The following is a 21,685-nucleotide window of genomic DNA, read 5'->3' as shown; positions in this document are numbered from 1 at the left end:
CAGTGGGATCTGCTGCGGTGGAAGGGGACATCGTCGGCCCCGGTTGCCGTGCGGCGCTCAAGCGCCTCAGGTCAGTGCAGTGGAGTCGATTCTACTGAGGCGCGCGCCACTCACTCACGGTTTCGGGCCGGATCGCCGACTTTTTTTGTTTCGTCGGCGTTAACTTTCTCATCGTCACCGGTCAGGGCCGGTTCTGAGGGCTCCGCAGGCTCGCCCGCCACGGCCGTCTCGGACGCCTCGGCCGTCGCAGCCGTCGCAGCCGTCTCAGCCGTCTTCTCGGCCTCCGTCTTCTCGACCTCCGGCACCGGCTCGCGGCCCTCTCTCCACAGGGAATCGGCCAGGGCCCGGCCCTCCGCGGTCTTGGGGCGGGTGAGGCCGAGGTAGACCAGGAAGCCGACGGCGATGAGGAACATCAGCAGCGAGGTCCAGACGTTGAGGCGCTGGGTGATGCCGAACAGCGTGATCATCTCGGCGTCGTCGATCCTCAGCATCTCGATCCACGTGCGGCCCGCCGTGTACCAGGCCACATAGGACCACAGCATCATGCCGCGGCGCAGGCGGAGCCTGCGGTCCAGCAGCAGGAGCAGGGCCACACCCGCCAGGTTCCAGACCATCTCGTACAGGAACGTGGGGTGGAACAGCGTGCCCTCGAGGGCACCGGCCGGGAAGTTCGGGTGGTCGGCGGCCACCTGCAGGCCCCAGGGCAGGGTGGTGGGCCCGCCGAAGAGCTCCTGGTTGAAGTAGTTGCCGAGACGACCGATGGCCTGGGCCAGCAGCACCGCCGGGGCCACCACGTCCGCGTAGGCGGAGAGCCTGAAGCCGTAGCGGCGGCAGGCGATCCAGGCGCCGACCGCGCCGAGGGCCACGGCGCCCCAGATCCCCAGGCCCCCCTCCCAGACGCGCCAGATCTTGGTCAGGTCCCCCGTGCCGTCGAAGTTCGGGCCGAAGTAGGCCGTGGGAGAGGAGAACACATGGTAGAGACGGGCCCCCACGAGGCCGAAGACGATGGCCCAGATGGAGATGTCGATGATGCTTCCCTCGGGGCCCCCGCGCGCCTTCCAGCGCAGCGAGGACAGCCAGAGGGCCACCACCATGCCCGCCACGATGCACAGGGCGTAGGCGTGGATGGTGACCGGGCCGAGGTGAAACCCGTCCCAGCCGGGGGCGGGGATCGCCGCGGTGATCAGTGCGGAGGTCACGGTGGGGCTCATCGCACGGCACCGGTCGCCAGCGTGGCAGCCAGTCGCCCGACGGCGGCCGGGCCACCGTCCCGCAGCGCCGCCACCAGCGCGGTGCCCACGATCGCCCCGTCGGCGTAGGCGCCGATCTCGCGGATGTGCTCGGGCTGGGAGATGCCCAGGCCCACCGCGACCCGCGGCGCGCCGGAGGCGTGGGCGCGGGCCACGACCTGCTCGGCGGCCGTGGAGACCTCCGAGCGGGCCCCGGTGACGCCCATGACGGAGACGCCGTAGACGAAGCCTCGGGAGGAGTCCGTGATGAGTTGTACACGCTCATCCGTGGAACTCGGTGCGGTCAGGAAGATCCGGTCCAGGCCGTACTTGTCGGAGGCCTCGAACCACTCACCGGCCTCCTCGGGGACCAGGTCCGGGGTGACGATCCCCGCGCCTCCGGCCTCGGCCAGGCGGCGGGCGAAGGTCTCCACGCCCATCCGGTCCACGATGTTCCAGTAGGTCATGACCACCACGGCGGCATCCGTGCGCTGCGTGACGGCCCGGATGATCTCGAACACCCCGTCGATGCGGAAGCCGTCGGCCAGCACCTGGCTGGTGGCGGCCTGGATGACCGGACCGTCCATCACGGGGTCGCTGTAGGGGATGCCGATCTCGATGACGTCGGCCCCGTTGTTGCCGAGGGCCACGGCCGCCTCGATCGAGTCCTGGAGGGTGGGGTAGCCCGCCGGCAGGTAGCCGATGAGGGCGGTGCGGCCGGCGGCGCGCGCGGCCTCGATGGCCTCGGTGGTCAGGGAACGGATCGGGGTCTGCTCGCTCATCAGTTCTGCGCTCCTTCGGGGCGTGCGGCCACGGCCTCGGCGTCGCCGCCCTCGGGGGTCGGCTCGTCCGGGAGCATGCCGAAGTACTTGGCGGCCGAGGCCACGTCCTTGTCTCCGCGCCCGGAGAGGTTGACGATGATGATCTTCTCCTCGCCGGCGGCGGTGTCGGGGCCGACGATGCCCTCATCCGCCCAACGCTTGGCCAGACGCAGGCCGCCGGCGAGGGCGTGCGCCGACTCGATGGCGGGGACGATGCCCTCGGTGCGGCACAGGCGCTGGAAGGCGTCCATGCATTCGGCGTCGTCCACCGGCTCGTAGGTGGCCCGGCCCGTGTCGTTCAGCCAGGCGTGCTCGGGGCCTACGGCCGGGTAGTCGAGCCCTGCCGAGATCGAGTGGGAGTCGATGGTCTGCCCGTCCTCGTCCTGCATGAGGTAGGTCCGGGCGCCGTGCAGCACCCCCGTCCGTCCAAGGTTGATCGAGGCCGCGTGGCGGCCCGTCTCCAGGCCCTCGCCGCCGGCCTCGAGGCCGTAGAGCTGGACCTCGGGATCGTCCAGGAAGCCGTGGAAGATGCCCATCGCATTGGAGCCGCCGCCCACGCAGGCGCAGACCGCGTCCGGGAGCCGGCCGACCTGGGCCAGGATCTGCTCGCGGGCCTCCTCGCCGATCACCGAGTGGAAGTAGCGCACCATGGCCGGGAAGGGGGCCGGGCCGGTGACGGTGCCGAGCAGGTAATGGGTGGTGTCCACCGAGGCCACCCAGTCCCGCAGGGCCTCGTTGATGGCGTCCTTGAGGGTGCGCGCACCGGTGGTCACGGGGATGACGGTGGCACCGAGCATCTCCATCCGGGCCACGTTGAGGGCCTGACGCTGGGTGTCCACCTCGCCCATGTAGACGGTGCACTCCATCCCGAACAGGGCGGCCGCAGTGGCGGTGGCGACGCCGTGCTGGCCGGCGCCGGTCTCGGCGATGAGGCGGGTCTTGCCCATCCGCCGCGCCACCAGGGCCTGGCCGATCACGTTGTTGATCTTGTGCGAGCCGGTGTGGTTGAGGTCCTCGCGCTTGAGGAACATCCGCACGCCCGGGGAGTCCGCCGCGAACCGCGGCACCTCTGTGAGCAGGGACGGGCGGTTCACGTAGTCGGTGAACAGCCCCTGCAGCTCGGCGACGAAGTCCGGGTCGTCCTTGGCCGCCGTGAAGGTCCGGTCCACTTCCTCGAGCGCGGCGATCAGGGATTCGGGCATCCAGCGGCCACCGTAGGGTCCGAAATACGGTCCCGGCTGGTTCTGGTAGCTCCCGGTGTGCTCAATCATCGTACGGTCCAGTCTGTGGTCATCGGTCGGTCGGGACGGAGAAGGTGGTGCGGACGGCGCGGTTCGGGTCGCTGGTGCCCAGCTGCTGCTCAGCTGCCGCTCAGGCGCGCGCCGTCAGCGAGGCGGCACGGAAGTCCCGGATGGCCTGGCTCGGGTCCCCGTGCTTCACGAGGGCCTCACCCACCAGGACGGCGTCGGCGCCGTCACGGGCATACTCGGCCACCTGCTCCGGGCCCTGCACGCCGGACTCGGCGATCCGGACGACGCCCTCGGGCAGGTTCGGCGCGAGGGTGGCGTAGTTCGCGGGATCCACGTCCAGGGTCTTGAGGTTGCGGACGTTGACGCCGACGATCCGGGCCCCGACGGCCACGGCGCGCTCGATCTCCTGCACCGTGTGGGCCTCGACCAGGGCGTTCATGCCCAGCTCGTGGGTCAGGGCGAGGTACTCGGCCAGCTGCGCGTCATCCAGGGCGGCGACGATGAGCAGGACCAGGTCGGCACCGTGGGCACGGGCCTCATGGATCATGTACTCGTCCACCGTGAAGTCCTTGCGGAGCACGGGGACGTCCACGGCGGCGCGGACGGCGTCCAGGTCCTGCAGCGAGCCGCCGAAGCGGTGCCGCTCGGTCAACACCGAGATCGCGGAGGCGCCCCCTGCCTCGTACGCCCGGGCCAGTTCCGCCGGCGAGGCGATGTCCGCCAGGGCGCCCTTGGACGGGCTGGAGCGCTTGACCTCGGAGAGGATGCGGATCCCGCGGTCATCGGAGCGTCCTCCGGCCAGGGCGGCCAGGGCGTCCCGGGCCGGGGCCCGCCGGACGGATTCAGCCGCCCGTTCGGCCATGGCCTGCAGGGACACCTCGCGGCGACGCTCCTCGAGGTCGGCGCGGACCCCGACGATGATCTCGTCGAGAACGGTGGCCATCAGTGCCGGGCGGGCTTCGCGTGACCCTGGGTGCCCATGCCGGCCTTGCCCATGATGAACCCGGCGACCAGGCCGGCCACGGCCACCACGGCGCCCGCGATGATCAGGAAGAACAGGTCCGCCAGCATGCCGACGCCGGCCAGCAGGGCGCCCACGAGGATCAGCAGCACCAGCGTCCACGCGGCCGGTGAGTTGCCGTGGCCGAGAGGCTCGGCGTGGGTCGGATCATTGAGGACGAGGTCGTCTTCGGCGGTGCGGTGCGAGGTGGTCATGGACCGTCCCTTTCGTTCCAATGGCGTCGAGGCCGGCCGCATCTCCGAGATGCGGGGGTGCGGCGGCTGATCAGGTCTGCCCCTCATTCTGCCACGGAACGGCGGGACGATCCCGCAGATCTCGACTACGTCGGGTCCTGCCCCCGGCTCAGCTCGTCCCACGCGTCGATCTCGTCCAGCTCGGCACCGTCCTCGGCCGTGCCGGCGGCTGACGTGGACACCGCCGTCGACCCCCCTGCGACTCCCGCCGCTCCCCCAGCTCCCCCAGCTCCTGCGGCCCCGGACGTCACGGGGCTCTCGTGCCGGCGGCTCGTGGTCCAGCCCCGGCCGAGGACCGCCACGGCCAGGCCGCAGGCGAGCAGCAGGACGCCGCCGAGCAGGGTGAGCCAGGGCCACACGGTGACCGCGTAGCTGCCGGCATCCGCCGTGGTCCCGCTGGCCTGGGAGACCTGCGCCTGGGCGGCACCGGCGGGGTCCAGGGCGGCGTGGACGGACGAGATGCCCGCTGCCACCCCCGCCAGCATCAGGAGTACGGCGGTGATCCAACGCCCGATCCGGCGCGCCATGGACAGGGCGATGCCCGCGGCCATGCCCACGAGCCCCATGGCCGGCACGACGGCGGCCGCCTGGTTCCCGGTGGTCGTCACCGAGGTGGTGGCCAGCCCGGAGACCCCGGTGGACACGATCCACGTCTGGGCCCCGGTGCCGAGGATGATGGCTCCCGCGGCGATGGCCCAGAGGACGGCGGTGCGGCGTTTCAGGGTCATGGCGTCTCCACCGTGCTCTCCAGCGTGCTCTCCAGCGTGCCCTCCAGCGTGCTCTCCACGGCGCCGCCCGCCGTCCCGTCGACCGTGCGCAGCTGACCGGCAGCCAGGACGGCCCGCATCGGCGCGCTCGACTTGGTCACGGTCTCGGCGGCCTCGGTCTCCGGGTCGGAATCGGCGACGATCCCGGCGCCGGCCTGGACGTAGGCCGTGCCGTCCACGAGCGTGGCGGAGCGGATGTTGATGGCCATGTCCATGTTGCCGGCCAGGTCGAAATAGCCGACCACGCCCCCGTAGGGGCCGCGCTCCTGCGGCTCCCACTCGTCGAGCAGCTGCAGGGCGCGGGGCTTCGGCGCCCCGGACAGGGTGCCGGCGGGGAAGGCCGCCGCCAGTACGTCCAAGGCCCGTTGCCCGGGTTCCAGCCGGCCCTCCACGTGGGAGACCAGGTGCATGATGTGGCTGAAGCGCTCGACCTCCATGAACTGGGTGACGGACACGCTGCCCGGGACACAGACCTTGGACAGGTCGTTCCGGGACAGGTCCACGAGCATGAGGTGCTCCGCCCGCTCCTTCTCGTCATTGACGAGCAGCTTCTCGTGTAGGTGGTCGTCCTCGACCGTCGCCCCCCGCGGCTGGGACCCGGCGATCGGGTGCGTGATGACGGAGCCGTCGTTGACGGTGACCAGCGCCTCCGGCGAGGAACCGACGATCTGGTACCGGCCGCCGTCGGGCTTGGAGAAGGTGAACAGGTACATGTAGGGGCTGGGGTTCATGGCGCGCAGCACCCGGTAGATGTCCAGGCCGCTCGCCTCGGTCTGCGCCGAGAAGCGCCGGGAGACCACGATCTGGAAGACCTCTCCGTCCACGATCGCCCGCTGGGCCTTGGCCACGGCGTCCAGGAACCCCTCGTGGGTCCAGGAGTCGTGGACGTGGGCCGCCACGTCCACGTCCAGCCAGTTCGGCGGGGCCACGGAGACCGGGTCCTGGACGGCTCCGTCTCCAGCCCCGCCGGGGGCGGCGGTCAGGCGGGCGGCCATGGAGTGCAGCCGCTGCACGGCGTCGTCCCAGGCCGCCGAGGCGCCGGAGGCCAGGCCGTTGTGGTTGATCGCGTTGGCCACGAGGGTGACCGTGCCGTCCACCGTGTCATGCACGGCCAGGTCCGTGATGAGGTTCATGGCCATCTCCGGCAGGCCGAGGTCGTCCGGCGGCGGGTTGTGCAGGCCCTCCCAGCGGCGCACGGTGGGCCACCCGAGGAAACCGGCCATCCCGGAGACCAGGTTCGGCCGGTCCCGGCCCACACCGTCCTGCCCCTGGGTGGCCAGCACCTCGAGGGTCTCGCGCAGCACCTGGACGGGATCGCCCTGCGTGGGCACACCGGCCGGGGGCTCGCCCTGCCAGTGGGCCATGGAGTCCCGGGTGGTCAGGGTGGCCGCGCTCCCCGCGCCGATGAACGAGTAGCGGGACCACACCCCGCCCTGGGCCGCCGACTCCATCAGGAAGGTGCCGGGCTCGTCGGCGGCCAGGCGCCGGTAGATGCCGACGGGGGTCAGCCCGTCGGCCAGGACCGTGAGGGTGACCGGGATGACCCGGTGTGCGCCGGCGAGGGTCTCGAATTCCTCTGCGGTCGGGGTGATCGTGCCTAGCTCACGCATCCGTGGGGGCCTCCTGGTGGGTGTGCGGGCGGGTGTGCTGGTGGGTGTCCTCGTGGGAGTGCGCGGGGGCAGGCAGCGCGGCGACGGGCAGGCCGCGGCCCTCGAAGCACGTCCGGGTCCCCGTGTGGCAGGCGGCACCGACCTGGTCGACCTGGACGAGCAGGGCATCGCCGTCGCAGTCCAGGGCCACGGCCACCACCGACTGGGTGTGCCCCGAGGTGTCGCCCTTGCGCCAGTACTCCCCGCGGGAGCGCGAGTAGTACGTGGCCCGACCGCTCATGAGCGTGCGCCGCAGCGCCTCCTCGTCCATCCACCCGAGCATGAGCACCTCTCCGGTGTCATGCTGCTGGGCGATGGCGGCCACCAGGCCGTCCGGGGTCTTCTTGAGCCGCTGGGCGATCGCGGGGTCGAGTGCAACTGATTGAGCGGCGTTGTCCATGGTGGTCCATTCTAGGCTCCGTGTAGCGTGGGCCCTGTTATGGGCACCCCCGCCGACCGGACCTCCGGCACCACACCTGGACGTGACTTCACGGCCGCCTCGCGAGACGCGCTCGTCGAGGCGCTGCTGGCCGCCGGCCCGGGGCAGCCGACCCTCTGTGCCGGATGGAACACGGAACACCTGGCGGCGCACATCGTGCTCCGCGAGAACTCCCCGCTCGTCGCCGGCCTGGTGCTGCCCCAGCTGGCCCGCTCGCTGGAGCGCAAGACCATGGCCCTGGGTGACTCGGCGGCCGCCCCGCAGGCCTACCAGCGGCTCATGGACCGGGTGGCCGCCGGCCCCCGGCCACCGGGCCCCCTGCGGGGCGACTCCCGGGCCGCGAGGATCGTCGACCAGGTCTCGGGGCGCCTGAAGGTCGCCAGGCCCGCACGCCGCGCCGCCCAGGCAGCGAACCTGCTGGAGTTCTTCGTCCACACCGAGGACGTCCGGCGCGCGCAGCACCGCTGGGCGCCGCGGCACCTGGCCGATGACTACGCCGATGCCCTGTTCACCGAGTTCGTCCGCCGTGCCCGGCTCATGTACCGCTCCGAGCAGACCGGGATCGTCCTGGCCCGCAGCACCGGCCAGCGCGTGGTCGCCCGCCCCGCGGGCCAGGACGGCCCCTCCCAGACCATCGCCGGACCCGCCGGCGAGCTGGTCCTGCACGGCTTCGGCCGCAGGGAGCACGCCCTCGTCCTGGTGGACTAGTGCGGGTGGGTCAGGTATCGGTACCGGGCCACCGTGGTGAAACCGGCCGCCCGGTACACCTGTAGCGCGCGGGTGGAGCGTTCCTCGACCTGGAGCCAGCACCCGGCCGCGTCGAGACGGACGATGTGGTTGAAGATGGCGTCCAGGAGCAGGGCGGAGATCCCCTGGCCCCGCAGGTCCTCCCGGACCCACAGGGCATAGATCCCCGCGAAGGTCCGTCCCGAGCCCTCCGGTGTGACGAGGGACAGCTTGGCGCCGCCGCCGATCTTCCCGTCAGCGTCGAGGCAGCTGTAGAAGCGGCTCCGTCCTCCGCCCAGCAGGCGGCGGTGCACCAGCCGGCTGGCGGGGTCCTCGCCGGAGGTGGGGCGGGTGTAGGCGGAGAGCCAGTCCTCGCTGAGTGCTTCGCTGACGAGGACGCGCCGGTCCCACTCGGTGTCCGCAGGGAAGTCTCCCCGGTCCATCCAGAGGACCCGGGTGGGAGCCACGTCCTCGTAACCCCGCCGCTCGAGCAGGTCAGCCAGGCGCTGCTGGCCCTCGAAGAAGGCGTCGGTCGCCGGGTCGGCGGCGGCTCCGCCGTCGGCCGGTTCGCCGTCGCGCTCGCCCTCACCCTCGCCGACACCGTCCAACCAGGTGCCCGACACCGGCCCCCACAGTTGGAAGGTCGGGGCCAGCCAGCGCTCGGCGCTGCGCCGCTCGACCTCGTCGACCGCGGCCTCCATGGTGGCCACGTCTGCCGGCATCTCGGCGGAGACCACGGAGTTGGCCCGGCGGGTGATCCCGGAGGAGAAGCGCACGGTCCAGCCGCCGACCTCCTGGGTCTCGACGGCGGGCCAGCCCAGGACGGTCAGGTGCTGGAGCTCGGCCGCGGTGATGTCCGAGGACTCAACGAACGGGATGGCCGGCCTCCCGGATCGCGGTCTTGACCCGGGCGATCATGTCCACCGGCCCGAAGTGGAAGATGGAGGCGGCCAGCACGGCGTCCGCCCCGGCGTCGATGGCGGGGGGGAAGTGCTCTGGTGCCCCGGCGCCCCCGGAGGCGATCAGGGGAACGCTGGTCACCGCCCGCACGGCGCGGATCATCTCCAGGTCGAAGCCCTCGCGCGTGCCGTCGGCGTCGATGGAGTTCAGCAGGATCTCCCCCACGCCCCGCTCTGAGGCCTCACGGCACCACTGGACGGCGTCGATGCCGGTCCCCTGCCGCCCGCCGTGGGTGGTGACCTCGAAACCGGACTCCACCTGCGGGTCATCCGTCCGGCGGGCATCCAGCGAGAGGGTCAGGACCTGGGAGCCGAACCGCTGGGTGATCTCGTTGATCACCTCGGGGCGGGCCACGGCGGCGGTGTTGATGGAGGCCTTGTCCGCCCCCGAGCTCAGCAACCGGGCCACGTCGTCCACCGTCCGCACGCCGCCGCCGACCGTCAGGGGGATGAAGACCTCCTCGGCCGTCTGCGAGACCACGTCATAGGTGGTGGCGCGATCCGCGGTGGAGGCCGTGACGTCCAGGAAGGTGAGTTCGTCGGCACCTGCCTCGTTGTATCGCCGGGCCAGCTCCACCGGGTCACCGGCGTCCCGCAGGGCCTCGAAATTGACACCCTTGACGACCCGGCCGGCGTCGACGTCGAGACAGGGGATCACGCGGACGGCAACAGTCATGTGTTCGGTCCTTCCCGGTAGTGGACGGCTCAGAGGCGGATGGCGTGGATGGCGGACACCAGGATGGCGCGCGCGCCGAGGTTGTAGAGCTCGTCCATCACCTTGTTGGTGTCCTCCTGCTTGACCATGGAGCGGACGGCCACCCAGTTCTCATCCTGCAGCGGCGAGATGGTGGGCGATTCCAGCCCCGGAGTCACCGCGGTGGCCGCCTGCAGGTGGGCACGGCTGACGTCGTAGTCGATCATGACGTACCGGCGGGCCACCAGCACACCCTGGAGGCGCCGCAGCAGGACGTCGAGCCCCTCGGGACGGCGTCCCGTCTGACCGATAATGATGGCCTCGGACCGCATGATCGGTTCCCCGAAGGTCTCCATCCCGGCCGCCTTCAGGGTGCTGCCCGTCTCCACGACGTCGGCGATCGCATCCGCCACGCCGAGGTTCACGGACGACTCCACGGCGCCGTCCAGGTGCACGATCATCTCCGGCTTCACGGACTGGGTCGCGAGGTAGCCCTCGAGCAGGCCGTCATAGCTGGTCGCGATCCGCTTGCCCTCGAGGTCTGCCAGGGACGTGAAGCGGCCGACGGGGGCGGCGAAGCGGAACGTGGACCGGCCGAACCCCAGCGCCATGATCTCCTCCGCGGAGCCACCCACCTGGGCGTCCTGGAACAGGTCGCGCCCGGTCAGCCCGATGTCCAGGGTGCCCTGGCCCACGTACACCGCGATGTCCCGGGGCCGCAGGTAGAAGAACTCCACATGGTTCTCGGGGTCCATCATGACCAGTTCCTTGGTGTCCCTCCGCTGGAGGTATCCCGCTTCCTGGAGCATGTCGCGGGCGGCCTCGGAGAGGGCCCCCTTGTTGGGAACGGCTATGCGCAGCATGGGTGCTGGTTCTCCTGGTGTGCTCGGGTGAGTGTGCTCGGTGGCGTGTGCTCGGTGACTTCTGGTGGACGGCTCGGCAGACTGCTGGACAACGGCTCAGAGGTGCCGGTAGACATCCTGCAGGGTCAGGCCCTTGGCGATCATCATGACCTGCAGATGGTAGAGCAGCTGGGAGATCTCCTCGGCCGCCTCCTCTTTGGACTCGTACTCGGCGGCCATCCACACCTCGGCGGCCTCCTCCACGACCTTCTTGCCGATCCCATGGATCCCCGAGTCGAGTTCGGCCACGGTCCCGGATCCCTCCGGCCTGGTCTCGGCCTTCCGGCTCAGCTCGTCGAAGAGTTCATCGAAGGTTTTCACTCTCCAAGGGTAGCCATCCGAGCGCAGTGCCTCTGACCGGTGGGGCGGTATGTGACGAGACGGGTCCCGATGTCACCGCAGGACCAGCTCCGTCAGGACGGCGGCCTGGAAGGCCTCGTAGCCCTTGTCCTCGCTGGAACCCTCCAATCCGGCGCGGTCCAGGGCCTGGTCCTCGGTGTCACAGGTGAGCACCCCGAAGCCCACCGGGGTGCCGGTGCGCACGGACACGTCGATGAGTCCCTGCGTTGCGCCGGAACAGACGTACTCGAAGTGGGGGGTGCCGCCGCGGATCACCACGCCCAGGGCCACCACGGCGTCGAACCTCGGGGCCAGGCGCGCCGCGGCGACGGGCAGTTCGAAGGTCCCGGGGACGCGGACCTCCGTGATCGCGATGCCGGCCTCCGCGGCCGCCCGCCGGGCGCCGTCCAGCAGCCCGTCCATGACCTGTTCGTGCCACTGGGCCGCGACCACGGCGACGCGCAGGCTCGCCGGATCGGCCGGCGTCGTGCCCCGGTGTCCTGATCCCGGTTGTGCCTGCCCGGCCTGCCGCCACTGGGCGTCCAGCCCTCGGGGTGCTCCGTGTCCGCTCATGGGGTGTCTCCTGACCTGGTGGGTGATGTGGGTGGTGTGGGTGCTGCCGTGGGGCGGGGTGTGATGCTGGTGTGCTCGGGGACGAGGTCTCCGGCCAGCCGGTGTGCCATCCGGTCCCGCTTGGTGGTCAGGTAGCGGCGGTTGTGCTCGGTGACCGGTGCCGGGCTCGGCACGATCTCGGTCACCACGATCCCCGACCGCTCCAGCTGGTCGGCCTTGTCCGGGTTGTTGGTCACCAGGCGGATCCGGTCCAGGCCGAGGCGGTGCAGGATCAGGGCGGCCGAGCGGTAGCTGCGGGCATCCGCCGGCAACCCCAGGTGTTCGTTGGCGGCCACCGTGTCCATCCCGGAGTCCTGGAGGGCATAGGCCAGGATCTTGTTGGCCAGTCCGATCCCCCGGCCCTCATGGCCCCGCAGGTAGATCACGGTGCCGCCCTCGGCCATGGCCTGGCGCAGGGCGTGGTCCAGCTGGGCCCCGCAGTCGCACCGTTCGGACCCGAAGACGTCGCCCGTCAGGCATTCGGAGTGCAGGCGGACCAGGGGGACGGTCGGTGCCGCGGCCCCCGCCGGGGCCTGGAGCACCACGTGCTCCGCGCCCGTCTCCGGATCGGGATGGACCGAGACGCGGAAGGTCCCGTAACGGGTCGGCAGGTGGACGGTCGGGGTGCTGGTATCCGGCGGATCGAGGGGCTCGACCTCCGGCGCCGGTCCGAGATACGCCACGAGATCCTCGATCGAGACCAGGGGCATGCCGTGCCGGTCCGCGAACTCACGCAGCGCCGGCAGGCGCATCATGGAGCCGTCATCGTGGACGAGTTCCGCGATGGCCCCCACGGGGGCCCTCCCGGCCAGCCGGCTGAGGTCCACGGCGGCCTCCGTGTGGCCCCGGCGCTCGGCCACGCCGCCGGCTGCCGCCACGAGGGGGAACACGTGGCCGGGCCGGCTGATCAGGTCGGCGGTGGCCGAGGGGTCGGCCAGGACCTTGAGGGTGGTGGCCCGGTCCGCGGCGGAGATCCCCGTGGTGGTCCCGGCGATGGCGTCGCAGGAGACGGTGTAGGCGGTGCCCTTGGGGTCCTCATTGCGCGCCGTCATGGGAGGCAGGTCCAGCCGGGCGGCGACGTCGGCCGGCATCGGCGCGCACAGCACCCCCGAGGTGTAGCGCACGGTCAGGGCCACGGTCTCCGGGGTGGCGGCATCCGCCGCGAAGACGATGTCCCCCTCGTTCTCGCGGTCCTCATCATCCACCACGACGGCGGCCCGGCCCGCTGCGATGGCGGCGACGGCCTCCTCGATGGGGTCCAGCATGATCTGCTCCGTTCCTGGGTGGACTGTGTTGGTGGCGGTCATCGTGCCGCCTCGCCGGACTGGTTTCCGGGCTGGCTGCCGGGCCGGCTGCCGGATTGGTTGCCTGACTCGTTGCCTGACTCGTTGCCTGACTCGTTGCCTGACTGGCTGCCGGTCGCGTCCGCGGCACGGTCATAGTCGGTCAGCCGGGCCGCGTACTTGGCCACCACGTCCACCTCGAGGTTGACGCGGTCCCCCACCGTGCGGGCGCCCAGCGTGGTCTGGGCGAGCGTGGCCGGGATGACGCCGATCTCGAACCAGTCGTCGCCCGCGTCAATGCCGCCGTCACTGCCACCGTCGCTGCCGCCGTGACCGCCTGGTGCGCTGCCCCCGGCGCCGGGGGTATTGACGGCGGTGACGGTCAGCGAGACGCCGTCCACCGCGATCGACCCCTTCTCGGCCACATAGCGGCCCAGGCCGGCGGGCAGGGCCACCCTGATCAGCCGCCAGGACCCGTGGACCTCGATCTTGGCGATGGTCCCGGTGCCGTCGACGTGACCCTGCACGATGTGCCCGTCGAAGCGGCCCGATGCCGGCATGCACCGCTCCAGGTTGACCCGGCCCCCGGCGGCCAGGTCTCCGAGGGAGGTACGCCGCAGTGATTCGCCGATGACCTCCACCACCACGCTCCCCGCGGGGGCGGTGGTGCCGGTGCTGTCCGGCACCGTGGCGGCGTCGGTGGCAATGGCCGTGGCGGTGAGGCAGGTGCCGTTGACGGCGATCGATCCGCCCAGCGGAAGATCGGTGACCGAGGCCGGGGCATGGATGGTCAACCGGGCGGAGTCCCGCTCGGGTTGGTGCTCCAGCGCCGTGACGGTGCCGAGCTCTGTGATGATTCCGGTGAACATGGTGTTTCCTTCGAGACGTCGGTGAGGTGCGCGGTCCAGTGGGATGCCGGGGTCAATCGCTCGCGTAGTGCAGCAGGACATCGTCGCCCCGGCGGCTGAGGCCGCCGTTCTCGGCTGGGTCCAGTCGCAGGCGCAGAGCCTGGGTGAGCGTGGTGAGGTGGGGCAGGTCGAGGCCGGTGGGCCCGCCGCCGAGGACCAGCGGGGCCTGGTAGACGAAGACCTCGTCCACGAGCCCGGCCCCCAGCCAGGCGGCGAGCACGGTGGGACCGCCCTCGATGAGCAGGTGCGCCGGTCGGTCGCCGCCGTGGGGCCAGTCGATCCCGTCTTCCGCGAGCCGATCGAGCACGGCCTGGGGTTCGTGGTCCGGGACGTGGATCCAGGGCCGGGGCGTGCCGCCGGGCCCCTGGCGCAGAGCCGCGCCCTCCGGGACCCGTCGGCGTCCCTGGACCACGGGGACCGGTTGCAGGGTGAGGTCGTCACCCGCCGCGTCCCGGGCCGTGAGCCGCGGATCATCCGCCGCCACCGTTCCGGTGCCCACCACGATCGCGTCCACCCGGGAGCGGACGGCATGGGCATGGCGGCGCGATTCCGGCCCCGTGATCCACTGGCTGGTGCCGTCCGCGGCGGCCACCCGGCCGTCCAGGGACTGCGCCAGGTGGGCCGTGATGAACGGGCGGCCGGCGTCCCGGGCCACCAGCCATCGGCGGTTCAGGGCCAGGGCGTCCCCGGCCGCACCATCCGGACCGAGCTGTTCCACGTCCAGGCCGGCCGCGCGCAGCCGGGCCGCGCCGCCGCCGCGGTGCCCCGTGGGGTCCGCCACCGCGTAGCGCACCCGGCGGATCCCGGAGGCCAGGATGGCCTCGGTGCAGGGGCCGGTGGAGCCGGTGTGGTCGCAGGGCTCGAGGGTGATCCACAGGGTGGCGTCGGCGGGATCCGTCCTGGATGTCTCGGCGAACTCGGTCAGGGCCGCGGCCTCAGCGTGTGCGGTGCCCCGGCCCCGGTGATGCCCGGTGGCCAAGACCATGCCGTCCCGCGACGTGACGACCGCGCCGACGAGCGGATTGGCGCCGCGGTGCCCCCGGAGGGCCTCGGCCACGGCCAGGGCCAGTGCTTCGGCGCTGTCAGCACTGCCGGCACCGCCGGCACCGCCGGCACCGCCGGCACCGCCGGGGATGACGCTACCGAACGCTGTCATGGACTCGCACCGTCGGATCCGGCATGACCGTCTCGACCTCGGGCTTCTCGTGGGCCTTGGCACGGACCCAGACGAAGAAGCCGACCAGGGTGAAGGCCCCGTAGAACATGTACATGAACGCGCTGGCGTAGTAGCCGGCATTGAACAGCAGGGGCACCCCGACCACGTCCACCGCCACCCACACCAGCCAGAACTCGACCCAGCCGCGGGCCATGCCGTAGGTCGCCACGAGGGACCCCACGAACGTCCAGGCATCCGCCCAGACCGGTTCGTAGGATCCGAGCGCCCCGAACAACGGGGTGAGGGCCACGGTGCCGATGGCCATGGTCGCCACGATCCCGATGCGGGCCTTCAGCCCGGCCCACTGCGGGGCGATCGCGGTCGAGTCCACCTCGGAGGAGCGGCCGGCGCCGCTGGATCCCGCGCGCTCCGCCCGGGACCGGCGCCACTGCACCCAGCCGTAGACGGAGACGGCGATGAACATGATCTGGCGGCCGGCCTGTCCCAGCAGGGTGGCCGTGTCAGCGCCGCCGAACAGGCTGGACAGGAACACCGTGAGCAGGATGACGTTGCCGATGATGCCGACGGGCCAGGCCCAGACCTTGCGGCGCATGCCGCCCAGGGCCGAGGCCAGGCCGAAGATGTTGCCGAACACCTCACGCATCAACAGGCCGCCTCCGGCGACCGGGATGTACCAGTTGAAGATGTCGACGAGCCACCGCATGGAATCCATGAATCCTCCTTCGGAACGCGGCGGCTCCGGGGGTTCATGCTGCTTCGATCGACGTCCTGGTGGAACGGTCTGGGTATGCCTGTAGGCCTATCGTCAGACCGCACCGGCCGGAACGGCGGTGCTGCACGTGCTTCTCCCATCCAGACTTTAACTGTCGGTACCGGAATTCCACCGGTTCAACCGCTGGTCGGGGGCCACGGGTGTGGGCCGACGCGCGGGTCGCGGACTATGACCGCCGGTTCGGATTTACACCGACCCCGGAGCACGATGAACCTGATTCTGCCACAACGGCGGGCCGTTGCGCCCTCAGCGCAGTGGCGTACGACGCAATTCGTCAATTGCGGCGGCCGGATCGTCCGCGCCGTACACCGCCGAGCCGGCCACGAAGACGTCCGCTCCGGCCTCGGCGGCGCGCAGGATCGTCTCCCGCGTCACCCCGCCGTCCACCTGCAGCGCCACCGGCACCCCGGTGCCGTCCAGAGCCTCGCGGGCCCGCCGGATCTTGGGCAGGACGACATCCAGGAACGGCTGCCCCCCGAAGCCGGGCTCCACGGTCATGAGCAGCAGCAGGTCGAGTTCCTCGAGCATGTCCAGATAGGGCTCGACGGCGGTCGCCGGCTTCAACGCCATCCCCGCCTGCGCGCCCCGGGCCCGCAATTCACGGGCGAGACGGATGGGCGCGGCGGCTGCCTCCGCGTGGAAGGTCACGGACTCCGCCCCGGCCTCGGCGTACTGAGGCGCCCAGCGGTCTGCTTCCTCGATCATGAGGTGGATGTCCAGCGGCAGGTCCGTGGCCCGGCGGATGGCCTGGACCACGGGCAGACCGAGGGTGAGGTTGGGGACGAAGTGGTTGTCCATGACGTCCACGTGCACGGCGTCCGCGTTCTGGATCCGTGCCAGTTCCTCGGCGAGGCGCGCGAAGTCGGCCGAGAGGATGGACGGGTGGATGTGGATGCCGTGTGAACCGGCGGGTTTCGCGGTCGGCGTCACGGGAGTGGTCATGGGCATCAGTCCTCAGGGGGTCGACTTGCGCAGCAAGGCCATGAACATGGCGTCCGTGGAATGCAGGTGGGGCCAGAGCTGGCTGGTGTTGCCGGTGCCGAAGCCCGGCAGGCCGGTCCCGCCGGCCGCGTCCGTCAGGGTGGGGGCGACCTCGTTCAGGGACGCGGTGGTGTCCAGCAGTTCCAGTCCGGGGTGGCGCTTGAGCACGTCCTGCACCTGGAACACCGTCTCGGCCGGATGGGGGGAACAGGTCACGTAGCCGAGGACTCCCCCGGGTTTCAGCGCACCCACGGCGGCGTCCAGCAGTTGGCGCTGGAGCTCCGTCAGGGGACCCAGGTCCGAGGGCAGGCGGCGCCACCGCGACTCCGGCCGGCGGCGCAGGGCCCCCAGTCCGGTGCACGGGGCGTCCACGAGGACGCGGTCGAAGGCCTCCTCATGCTCCGGGTCCAACTCACGCCCATCGCCGCACCGCACGGTCCAGGTGGGGGCAGCCGATGCAGGGGCACCGGCTGCCGGCTCCCGGGGCACCGCCGCCAGGGCCCGTTCGACCAGCCGGGCCCGGTGTTCGGCGGGCTCGTTGGCCAGCAGGCTCGCACCCCGCTGGCGGGCCAGCGAGGCGAGCAGCGCCGCCTTGCCGCCGGGTCCGGCGCAGAGGTCGAGCCACCGTTCGGGCGTGCCGCCGGAGTCACCCCCCGTGCCGGGGCCCGTGGCCAGGGGGACCTGCGCCAGGGCATGGGCTGTGAGCTGGGAGCCGACGTCCTGCACGCGGACGGTGCCCTCCTTCACGCCGGGCAACCGGCCGGCGTCGCCCCCGTGGTACACGGCCGAGCCGGGCGCCAACGGGCCGGGCTCCGCACCGGACTCGAGCACGGGGTCCAGCTCCCCCAGACCGGGCAGGGCCACGAGGTTGACCACGGGGGCGGCATTGTCTGCCTCCAGCAGCGTCAGGAGTTCCGACGTGCGGCGGTCCGCCGGACGCCCGTGGTTGGCCAGCGACTGACGCAGGGCCCGGATGATCCACACCGGGTGCGAGTGACGGATGGCCAGCACCTCGTCCGGGATGCTGTCTGAGCCAGACGGCAGCGGGGCCACCTGGTCCAGCCAGGCGTCCCGGTCCTGCGCCGCGACCTTGCGTAGCACGGCATTGACGAACCCAGACGGCCCCGCGCCGATCTGGTCCCGGACCAGGGCCACCGTGGAGTCGAGGGCGGCATGGGCGGGCACGCGCATGCTGAGCAGCTGGTGGACCCCGAGGCGGAGGGCATCCAGGACGGGGCGGTCCAACTGGGACAGGGGACGGTCCACGCACGCGGCCAGCACGGCGTCGTAGAGGCCCTGCCCGCGCAGGGCGCCATAGGCCAGCTCGGTGGCGAACCCCGCGTCCCGCTGATCGAGGCGGTGCGCCGCGATCCGGCCGGGCAGGACGAGGTTCGCGTAGGCGTCATCCCGGCTGACCGCTGTCAGGGTCTCGAAGGCGGCCAGCCGGGCCGGGTCGGCCTGGCGCTTGCGCTTCGACGGCGCGGAGGCCGAGAACTGCCGGGGACCGCCCGAGGCCCCGCGGTTGCGGGTACGGCCCTGTTCGTCGCGGCGTTGCGGCCTGTTGTTCCAAGGTCCTGCGTTCATGGCGTCTCCTCTTCTGCCGACTCAGCTTCTGCTGCCTCAGCCGTCCGGAAGCGTGCCCCTGCGGGCAGGCCCCGGGCCCAGTCGGCGGCGATCATGGGCTTCTTGCCGGCGGGCTGGACCCGGACCAGGCGGACGGCCGAATCCGTGCACTGCAGGTGGACGCTCTGACGGCCACGGACCAGGGCACCGACGGTGGCTCCGGCGGCGCTGGTTCCGGCGGCGGCGGCTCCGACCTCGGGCTCGGGCAGTTCCTCGGCAGTGGCCCCGACGAGCTTGACGCGCACCTGGGCCACGGCCTCGGCCGCCGGGTCCTCCAGCCACGCCCAGGCCCCGGGTTCCGGAGTGGTGCCGTTGATGCGGGCGGCCACCTCAGCCGCCGGGCACGCCGGGTCGATGAACCCGTCGGATTGATCCAGCTTCGGCGCGAACGTCGGCTCCCCCCGCTGTGGCTCGGCGGTGGCCTCGCCGGACAGGATCTCCGCGAGCGTGCGGGTCAGAAGACCGGCACCCGAGATGGCCAGGTCGGCGAGCACGTCCCCTGCAGTCTCGCCGGGAGCCAGGTCCCGGACGAGCCGCGAGTACACCGGGCCGGTGTCGAGGCCCTCCTCGAGTTGGAAGACACAGGCCCCGGTCTGCGCCTCCTGCTGGATCACGGCGTGCTGCACGGGGGCCGCCCCGCGGTAGGCAGGCAGCAGCGAGAAGTGCAGGTTCACCCAGCCGTGGCGGGGCAGAACCAGCCCGGCGGCGGGCACGAGGGCGCCATAGGCCACCACGGCGGCCGCGTCCAGATCCAGCGCGGCGATCCGGTCGAGCGTCTCGCGGCCGGAGTCACCGGTCAGGCGGGAGGCGTAGAGCACGGGCAGTCCCAGTTCGGTGGCGCGTGCGGCCACCGGCGACGGTGTCAGGACCTTCTTGCGGCCGACCGGGGCATCGGGCCGGGTGAGCACGGCCGCCACGGTGAAGCCGGCGTCCACGAGGGCGTCCAGGGAGGGAACGGCGGTGGCCGGCGTTCCGGCGAAGAGGATGCGGAAGTCCGCGGCTGAACGAGTGGGGGCGGGAACGGTACTCACCGGAATCCCCCGAAGCTCGAGCTGACGGTGGCGGCGCGATCGGCCCGGGTGGAGGTGGAAACCCGGCCGTAGGCGGGGTCGCGCAGCCTGCGCCGCGAGTCCTTGCGGTCCTCGCCGATGAGCCGGTCGATGAACAGCATGCCGTCCAGATGGTCCACTTCGTGCTGGAAGCACCGGGCGGTCAGGCCCGTGCCGTGGTACTCGACCGGCCGTCCGTCCTGGTCGGTGCCGGTGACGGTGGCCTCCGCGAAGCGCTCGGGGTTGTAGTGCAGGCCCGGGACGGACAGGCAGCCCTCCCCCGGCTCGGTCAGCAGGTCCCCGCCCGTCTCCAGGACCGGATTGACCACGTGTCCGCGCCGGTCCTCCACATCGAAGGTGAAGATCCTCAACCCCACGCCGACCTGGGGGGCAGCGAGGCCGACGCCGCCGACGTCGTCCATGGTCTCGAACATGTCCTGCACCAGCCGGTGCAGGTCACGTTCTGAACCCACCACCTGATCGGCGACGGTGCGCAGCACGGGATCGGGGACGGTGCGGATGGGGAGGATCGTCACGCGCCCACCTTAGCCGTGGTCGCCGAGGGCCCTTCTCCACCGGAGGCGTCCGTGGCGGGCGGCGGGCCCAGTGGTCGCAGGGCGGGGCCGGCGCCGTCCGCGGCCTGCGAGTAACCCCAGACCTGCCGCAGGGCCCAGAACTTCCGCCAGTGATCCGGCAGCACCTGGGGATTGGCCTGGTGGGCCACGACCTCGGTCTGCCCGACGGCCACCCCCAGCAGCACGGGGGCATCACCGTACTGCCACGGTTCCCAGGTTCCCGCTGCGGGATCCACGAGCGACTCCTCCGCCTTGAGCCCGGCGACGAGCTGCATCACGACCTTGGCGTCCAGCGGCTTGACCCGGCCGTCGCGGCCGGTGCCCTTGGTCTTGTAGTCCACGATGCAGGTCCGCCCGCCGATCGAGGCCACGAGGTCCAGGGTGCCCGCGTAGCCGACGGTGCGGTTCCACACGGTCAGCTCGGTGGCCAGTGGGCGGACGTCGAAGAGGTCCCACCACTCGTCGAAGCGATCCGCGTAGGCCGCCTCACCGTGCTCCGCGAGCACCTCACGCATATGCGCCATCTCGTGCGCGCGCCCCAGGGCGCGCAGGCCCACCTGTTCGGCGTAGTTGTGGACGCGGTCCCCGCGGGCCGCCGCGTCATCCCGGAAGCGCTCGGCCGCGTTGGAGGCCTGTTTCGCCACCGACTTGAGCTGGGGGCGGGACCCGAGGGCCTGGGGCAGGCGCGGATCCTCGATCACGGCGGTGGCGGCCATGTGACCCACCCAGCCGCTGAGATCGGTGTTCTGCTGGGCGATCACCGTGGTGATGGACGGAACCTCGGGCACACCGGTCAGGCTCCGCGCGTACATGCGTCCGTAGTCGGTCTGGTGGGCGAGCTGGGGTTGCGTCATGGTCATCCATTCTTCCATCGCCTGTGGACGGGATAGGCCGGGACAACCGCCGGCCGATCGGGGAGGAACACGTGGGACACACCGGACGGCCGGCCGATTGGACGATCCAGCGCCGCGTGCACTAGAGTCATCTCTCGTTGGAAATCACGGTGACTGGTTCTTCCGGTCACCGGTTTTCTGTGCGGATGTAGCTCAGCTGGCTAGAGCGCCACCTTGCCAAGGTGGAGGTCGCGAGTTCGAATCTCGTCATCCGCTCGCAAGTCTCCAATCCCTGGTGGGGTGGCCGAGAGGCGAGGCAACGGCCTGCAAAGCCGTGTACGCGGGTTCGAATCCCGTCCCCACCTCGCATCGGTTTTCATCCGTTAGGATGGGGACCTGCATCTCAGCGGTTCCGGTTCTCCGGGGCTGATGGGCGCGATTAGCGCAGCGGTAGCGCGCTTCCCTGACACGGAAGAGGTCACTGGTTCGATCCCAGTATCGCGCACGGACAGGATCCCGGTTCCGGGATAGCCTGATCCTGCGGATGTAGCTCAGCTGGCTAGAGCGCCACCTTGCCAAGGTGGAGGTCGCGAGTTCGAATCTCGTCATCCGCTCCACAGATGCACTGGCCGCCCCCGATCGGGGGCGGCCAGTGTCGTCTCCGCATCGGTTCGTCCCGCCGCCCACCGGCGCTGCAGAACAGTGTCAGCAATAGCGCATGAAACGCGTCACACATATCCACAGGCGCGTGAGGAGGGCGGCCAGCTACGTACCGTAGCTGGCCGCCCTCCTCACGGATCACGAGAGTCCGGCCTTGGCCCTCGAACGGCCGCCGTTCAGGTG

General features: G+C 71.4%; 23 protein-coding genes, 4 tRNA genes and 1 riboswitch. Of the genes, 5 read left to right on the top strand and 22 right to left on the bottom strand.

Features of this window, described 5'->3' with window-relative positions; genetic code table 11:
* Positions 1 to 110: 110 nt before the first annotated feature.
* The 8 genes from lgt to hisI form a co-directional block, all read right to left on the bottom strand.
* Entirely contained in the window at positions 111 to 1,199 is a 1,089-nt protein-coding gene (gene lgt / locus AB0K08_RS08190) for a prolipoprotein diacylglyceryl transferase (protein ID WP_363353241.1), read from the bottom strand.
* Positions 1,200 to 1,207: 8 nt separating this feature from the next.
* A complete protein-coding gene (gene trpA, locus AB0K08_RS08185; RefSeq protein WP_363353239.1) occupies positions 1,208 to 2,011 on the bottom strand; it encodes a tryptophan synthase subunit alpha in 804 nt (267 codons plus the stop codon).
* Positions 2,011 to 3,321 (bottom strand): tryptophan synthase subunit beta, encoded by a 1,311-nt coding sequence (trpB, locus tag AB0K08_RS08180; RefSeq protein WP_363353237.1) that lies wholly within the window; start codon positions 3,319 to 3,321, stop codon positions 2,011 to 2,013. Before trpB ends, trpA begins: the two co-directional genes overlap by 1 nt.
* A gap of 100 nt (positions 3,322 to 3,421) precedes the next feature.
* Positions 3,422 to 4,243, bottom strand: a complete 822-nt coding sequence (trpC, locus tag AB0K08_RS08175; protein WP_363353235.1) for an indole-3-glycerol phosphate synthase TrpC — start codon at positions 4,241 to 4,243, stop codon at positions 3,422 to 3,424.
* Complete coding sequence (locus tag AB0K08_RS08170; RefSeq protein ID WP_363353233.1) at positions 4,243 to 4,515, bottom strand: HGxxPAAW family protein; 273 nt, start codon at positions 4,513 to 4,515, stop codon at positions 4,243 to 4,245. Before AB0K08_RS08170 ends, trpC begins: the two co-directional genes overlap by 1 nt.
* A gap of 125 nt (positions 4,516 to 4,640) precedes the next feature.
* A complete protein-coding gene (locus AB0K08_RS08165) occupies positions 4,641 to 5,282 on the bottom strand; it encodes a Trp biosynthesis-associated membrane protein (RefSeq protein ID WP_363353231.1) in 642 nt (213 codons plus the stop codon).
* On the bottom strand, positions 5,279 to 6,931 hold the full coding sequence (locus AB0K08_RS08160) for an anthranilate synthase component I (protein WP_363353229.1): 1,653 nt from the start codon (positions 6,929 to 6,931) through the stop codon (positions 5,279 to 5,281). Before AB0K08_RS08160 ends, AB0K08_RS08165 begins: the two co-directional genes overlap by 4 nt.
* Entirely contained in the window at positions 6,924 to 7,370 is a 447-nt protein-coding gene (hisI, locus tag AB0K08_RS08155) for a phosphoribosyl-AMP cyclohydrolase (RefSeq protein WP_363353227.1), read from the bottom strand. Before hisI ends, AB0K08_RS08160 begins: the two co-directional genes overlap by 8 nt.
* Positions 7,371 to 7,409: 39 nt before the next feature.
* Here hisI and AB0K08_RS08150 point away from each other — a divergent pair, with 39 nt between their 5' ends.
* Positions 7,410 to 8,117 carry a maleylpyruvate isomerase family mycothiol-dependent enzyme gene (locus tag AB0K08_RS08150; protein WP_363353225.1) on the top strand — a complete coding sequence of 236 codons (708 nt, stop codon included), beginning with the start codon at positions 7,410 to 7,412 and terminating at the stop codon, positions 8,115 to 8,117.
* On the opposite strand, the gene AB0K08_RS08145 is transcribed toward AB0K08_RS08150, so the two are convergent.
* From AB0K08_RS08145 to AB0K08_RS08080, 14 genes are all read right to left on the bottom strand, one after another.
* Positions 8,114 to 8,911, bottom strand: coding sequence for a GNAT family N-acetyltransferase (locus AB0K08_RS08145; protein WP_363353223.1), 798 nt, complete (start codon positions 8,909 to 8,911; stop codon positions 8,114 to 8,116). The genes AB0K08_RS08150 and AB0K08_RS08145 overlap by 4 nt on opposite strands.
* Before the next feature lie 88 nt (positions 8,912 to 8,999).
* Positions 9,000 to 9,770, bottom strand: a complete 771-nt coding sequence (gene hisF / locus AB0K08_RS08140) for an imidazole glycerol phosphate synthase subunit HisF (RefSeq protein WP_363353221.1) — start codon at positions 9,768 to 9,770, stop codon at positions 9,000 to 9,002.
* A gap of 29 nt (positions 9,771 to 9,799) precedes the next feature.
* On the bottom strand, positions 9,800 to 10,651 hold the full coding sequence (gene hisG / locus AB0K08_RS08135; RefSeq protein WP_363353219.1) for an ATP phosphoribosyltransferase: 852 nt from the start codon (positions 10,649 to 10,651) through the stop codon (positions 9,800 to 9,802).
* 96 nt (positions 10,652 to 10,747) lie between these two features.
* Positions 10,748 to 11,011, bottom strand: coding sequence for a phosphoribosyl-ATP diphosphatase (locus AB0K08_RS08130; RefSeq protein WP_363353217.1), 264 nt, complete (start codon positions 11,009 to 11,011; stop codon positions 10,748 to 10,750).
* 72 nt (positions 11,012 to 11,083) lie between these two features.
* Positions 11,084 to 11,602: a 6,7-dimethyl-8-ribityllumazine synthase gene (ribH, locus tag AB0K08_RS08125; RefSeq protein WP_363353215.1), complete on the bottom strand. Its 519-nt coding sequence runs from the start codon at positions 11,600 to 11,602 to the stop codon at positions 11,084 to 11,086.
* On the bottom strand, positions 11,599 to 12,948 hold the full coding sequence (gene ribB / locus AB0K08_RS08120; RefSeq protein WP_363353213.1) for a 3,4-dihydroxy-2-butanone-4-phosphate synthase: 1,350 nt from the start codon (positions 12,946 to 12,948) through the stop codon (positions 11,599 to 11,601). The genes ribH and ribB overlap by 4 nt, the downstream gene beginning before the upstream one ends.
* Positions 12,945 to 13,793 carry a riboflavin synthase gene (locus tag AB0K08_RS08115; protein ID WP_363353211.1) on the bottom strand — a complete coding sequence of 283 codons (849 nt, stop codon included), beginning with the start codon at positions 13,791 to 13,793 and terminating at the stop codon, positions 12,945 to 12,947. The genes ribB and AB0K08_RS08115 overlap by 4 nt, the downstream gene beginning before the upstream one ends.
* A 52-nt stretch (positions 13,794 to 13,845) precedes the next feature.
* The gene (gene ribD, locus AB0K08_RS08110; protein WP_363353209.1) at positions 13,846 to 14,988 is read right to left on the bottom strand and encodes a bifunctional diaminohydroxyphosphoribosylaminopyrimidine deaminase/5-amino-6-(5-phosphoribosylamino)uracil reductase RibD; all 1,143 of its coding nucleotides are present in this window, start codon (positions 14,986 to 14,988) and stop codon (positions 13,846 to 13,848) included.
* Positions 14,972 to 15,721, bottom strand: a complete 750-nt coding sequence (gene pnuC, locus AB0K08_RS08105) for a nicotinamide riboside transporter PnuC (protein ID WP_363353207.1) — start codon at positions 15,719 to 15,721, stop codon at positions 14,972 to 14,974. Before pnuC ends, ribD begins: the two co-directional genes overlap by 17 nt.
* A gap of 124 nt (positions 15,722 to 15,845) precedes the next feature.
* Positions 15,846 to 15,990: riboswitch (FMN riboswitch) on the bottom strand.
* Between the two features lie 37 nt (positions 15,991 to 16,027).
* Positions 16,028 to 16,723 carry a ribulose-phosphate 3-epimerase gene (gene rpe, locus AB0K08_RS08100; RefSeq protein ID WP_363353205.1) on the bottom strand — a complete coding sequence of 232 codons (696 nt, stop codon included), beginning with the start codon at positions 16,721 to 16,723 and terminating at the stop codon, positions 16,028 to 16,030.
* Between the two features lie 12 nt (positions 16,724 to 16,735).
* Entirely contained in the window at positions 16,736 to 18,346 is a 1,611-nt protein-coding gene (locus AB0K08_RS08095; protein WP_363353203.1) for a transcription antitermination factor NusB, read from the bottom strand.
* Positions 18,343 to 19,416 (bottom strand): methionyl-tRNA formyltransferase, encoded by a 1,074-nt coding sequence (locus tag AB0K08_RS08090; protein ID WP_363353201.1) that lies wholly within the window; start codon positions 19,414 to 19,416, stop codon positions 18,343 to 18,345. The genes AB0K08_RS08095 and AB0K08_RS08090 overlap by 4 nt, the downstream gene beginning before the upstream one ends.
* Complete coding sequence (gene def / locus AB0K08_RS08085) at positions 19,413 to 19,970, bottom strand: peptide deformylase (RefSeq protein WP_363353199.1); 558 nt, start codon at positions 19,968 to 19,970, stop codon at positions 19,413 to 19,415. Before def ends, AB0K08_RS08090 begins: the two co-directional genes overlap by 4 nt.
* Positions 19,967 to 20,863, bottom strand: coding sequence for a cytochrome (locus AB0K08_RS08080; protein WP_363353197.1), 897 nt, complete (start codon positions 20,861 to 20,863; stop codon positions 19,967 to 19,969). Before AB0K08_RS08080 ends, def begins: the two co-directional genes overlap by 4 nt.
* Positions 20,864 to 21,044: 181 nt before the next feature.
* On the opposite strand from AB0K08_RS08080, the gene AB0K08_RS08075 reads away from it, so the two are divergent.
* The 4 genes from AB0K08_RS08075 to AB0K08_RS08060 all read left to right on the top strand — a co-directional run bounded on the left by AB0K08_RS08075 (position 21,045) and on the right by AB0K08_RS08060 (position 21,459).
* Positions 21,045 to 21,118: transfer RNA gene (locus tag AB0K08_RS08075), tRNA-Gly, on the top strand.
* Between the two features lie 18 nt (positions 21,119 to 21,136).
* Positions 21,137 to 21,207: transfer RNA gene (locus AB0K08_RS08070), tRNA-Cys, on the top strand.
* A 68-nt stretch (positions 21,208 to 21,275) separates the two neighbouring features.
* Positions 21,276 to 21,347, top strand: a tRNA-Val gene (locus AB0K08_RS08065).
* A gap of 35 nt (positions 21,348 to 21,382) precedes the next feature.
* Positions 21,383 to 21,459, top strand: a tRNA-Gly gene (locus AB0K08_RS08060).
* Positions 21,460 to 21,685: the final 226 nt, after the last annotated feature.

This window comes from Citricoccus sp. NPDC055426 (genome assembly GCF_040677445.1).
GTDB lineage: Bacteria > Actinomycetota > Actinomycetes > Actinomycetales > Micrococcaceae > Citricoccus.
Note: the sequence above shows the minus strand (reverse complement) of the source record. Positions and strands in the feature narration are given on the sequence as shown.

What these genes read in the sequence shown, in the direction of transcription:
- trpB (WP_363353237.1), bottom strand. Translation starts at nt 3,321, where the DNA reads ATGATTGAGCACACCGGGAGCTACCAGAACCAGCCGGGACCGTATTTC.
- ribB (WP_363353213.1), bottom strand. Translation starts at nt 12,948, where the DNA reads ATGACCGCCACCAACACAGTCCACCCAGGAACGGAGCAGATCATGCTG.
- pnuC (WP_363353207.1), bottom strand. Translation starts at nt 15,721, where the DNA reads ATGGATTCCATGCGGTGGCTCGTCGACATCTTCAACTGGTACATCCCG.
- AB0K08_RS08095 (WP_363353203.1), bottom strand. Translation starts at nt 18,346, where the DNA reads ATGAACGCAGGACCTTGGAACAACAGGCCGCAACGCCGCGACGAACAG.
- trpC (WP_363353235.1), bottom strand. Translation starts at nt 4,243, where the DNA reads ATGGCCACCGTTCTCGACGAGATCATCGTCGGGGTCCGCGCCGACCTC.
- ribH (WP_363353215.1), bottom strand. Translation starts at nt 11,602, where the DNA reads ATGAGCGGACACGGAGCACCCCGAGGGCTGGACGCCCAGTGGCGGCAG.
- ribD (WP_363353209.1), bottom strand. Translation starts at nt 14,988, where the DNA reads ATGACAGCGTTCGGTAGCGTCATCCCCGGCGGTGCCGGCGGTGCCGGC.
- hisG (WP_363353219.1), bottom strand. Translation starts at nt 10,651, where the DNA reads ATGCTGCGCATAGCCGTTCCCAACAAGGGGGCCCTCTCCGAGGCCGCC.
- AB0K08_RS08080 (WP_363353197.1), bottom strand. Translation starts at nt 20,863, where the DNA reads ATGACGCAACCCCAGCTCGCCCACCAGACCGACTACGGACGCATGTAC.
- hisI (WP_363353227.1), bottom strand. Translation starts at nt 7,370, where the DNA reads ATGGACAACGCCGCTCAATCAGTTGCACTCGACCCCGCGATCGCCCAG.
- rpe (WP_363353205.1), bottom strand. Translation starts at nt 16,723, where the DNA reads ATGACCACTCCCGTGACGCCGACCGCGAAACCCGCCGGTTCACACGGC.
- AB0K08_RS08150 (WP_363353225.1), top strand. Translation starts at nt 7,410, where the DNA reads ATGGGCACCCCCGCCGACCGGACCTCCGGCACCACACCTGGACGTGAC.
- AB0K08_RS08160 (WP_363353229.1), bottom strand. Translation starts at nt 6,931, where the DNA reads ATGCGTGAGCTAGGCACGATCACCCCGACCGCAGAGGAATTCGAGACC.
- hisF (WP_363353221.1), bottom strand. Translation starts at nt 9,770, where the DNA reads ATGACTGTTGCCGTCCGCGTGATCCCCTGTCTCGACGTCGACGCCGGC.
- AB0K08_RS08165 (WP_363353231.1), bottom strand. Translation starts at nt 5,282, where the DNA reads ATGACCCTGAAACGCCGCACCGCCGTCCTCTGGGCCATCGCCGCGGGA.
- AB0K08_RS08115 (WP_363353211.1), bottom strand. Translation starts at nt 13,793, where the DNA reads ATGTTCACCGGAATCATCACAGAGCTCGGCACCGTCACGGCGCTGGAG.
- trpA (WP_363353239.1), bottom strand. Translation starts at nt 2,011, where the DNA reads ATGAGCGAGCAGACCCCGATCCGTTCCCTGACCACCGAGGCCATCGAG.
- AB0K08_RS08170 (WP_363353233.1), bottom strand. Translation starts at nt 4,515, where the DNA reads ATGACCACCTCGCACCGCACCGCCGAAGACGACCTCGTCCTCAATGAT.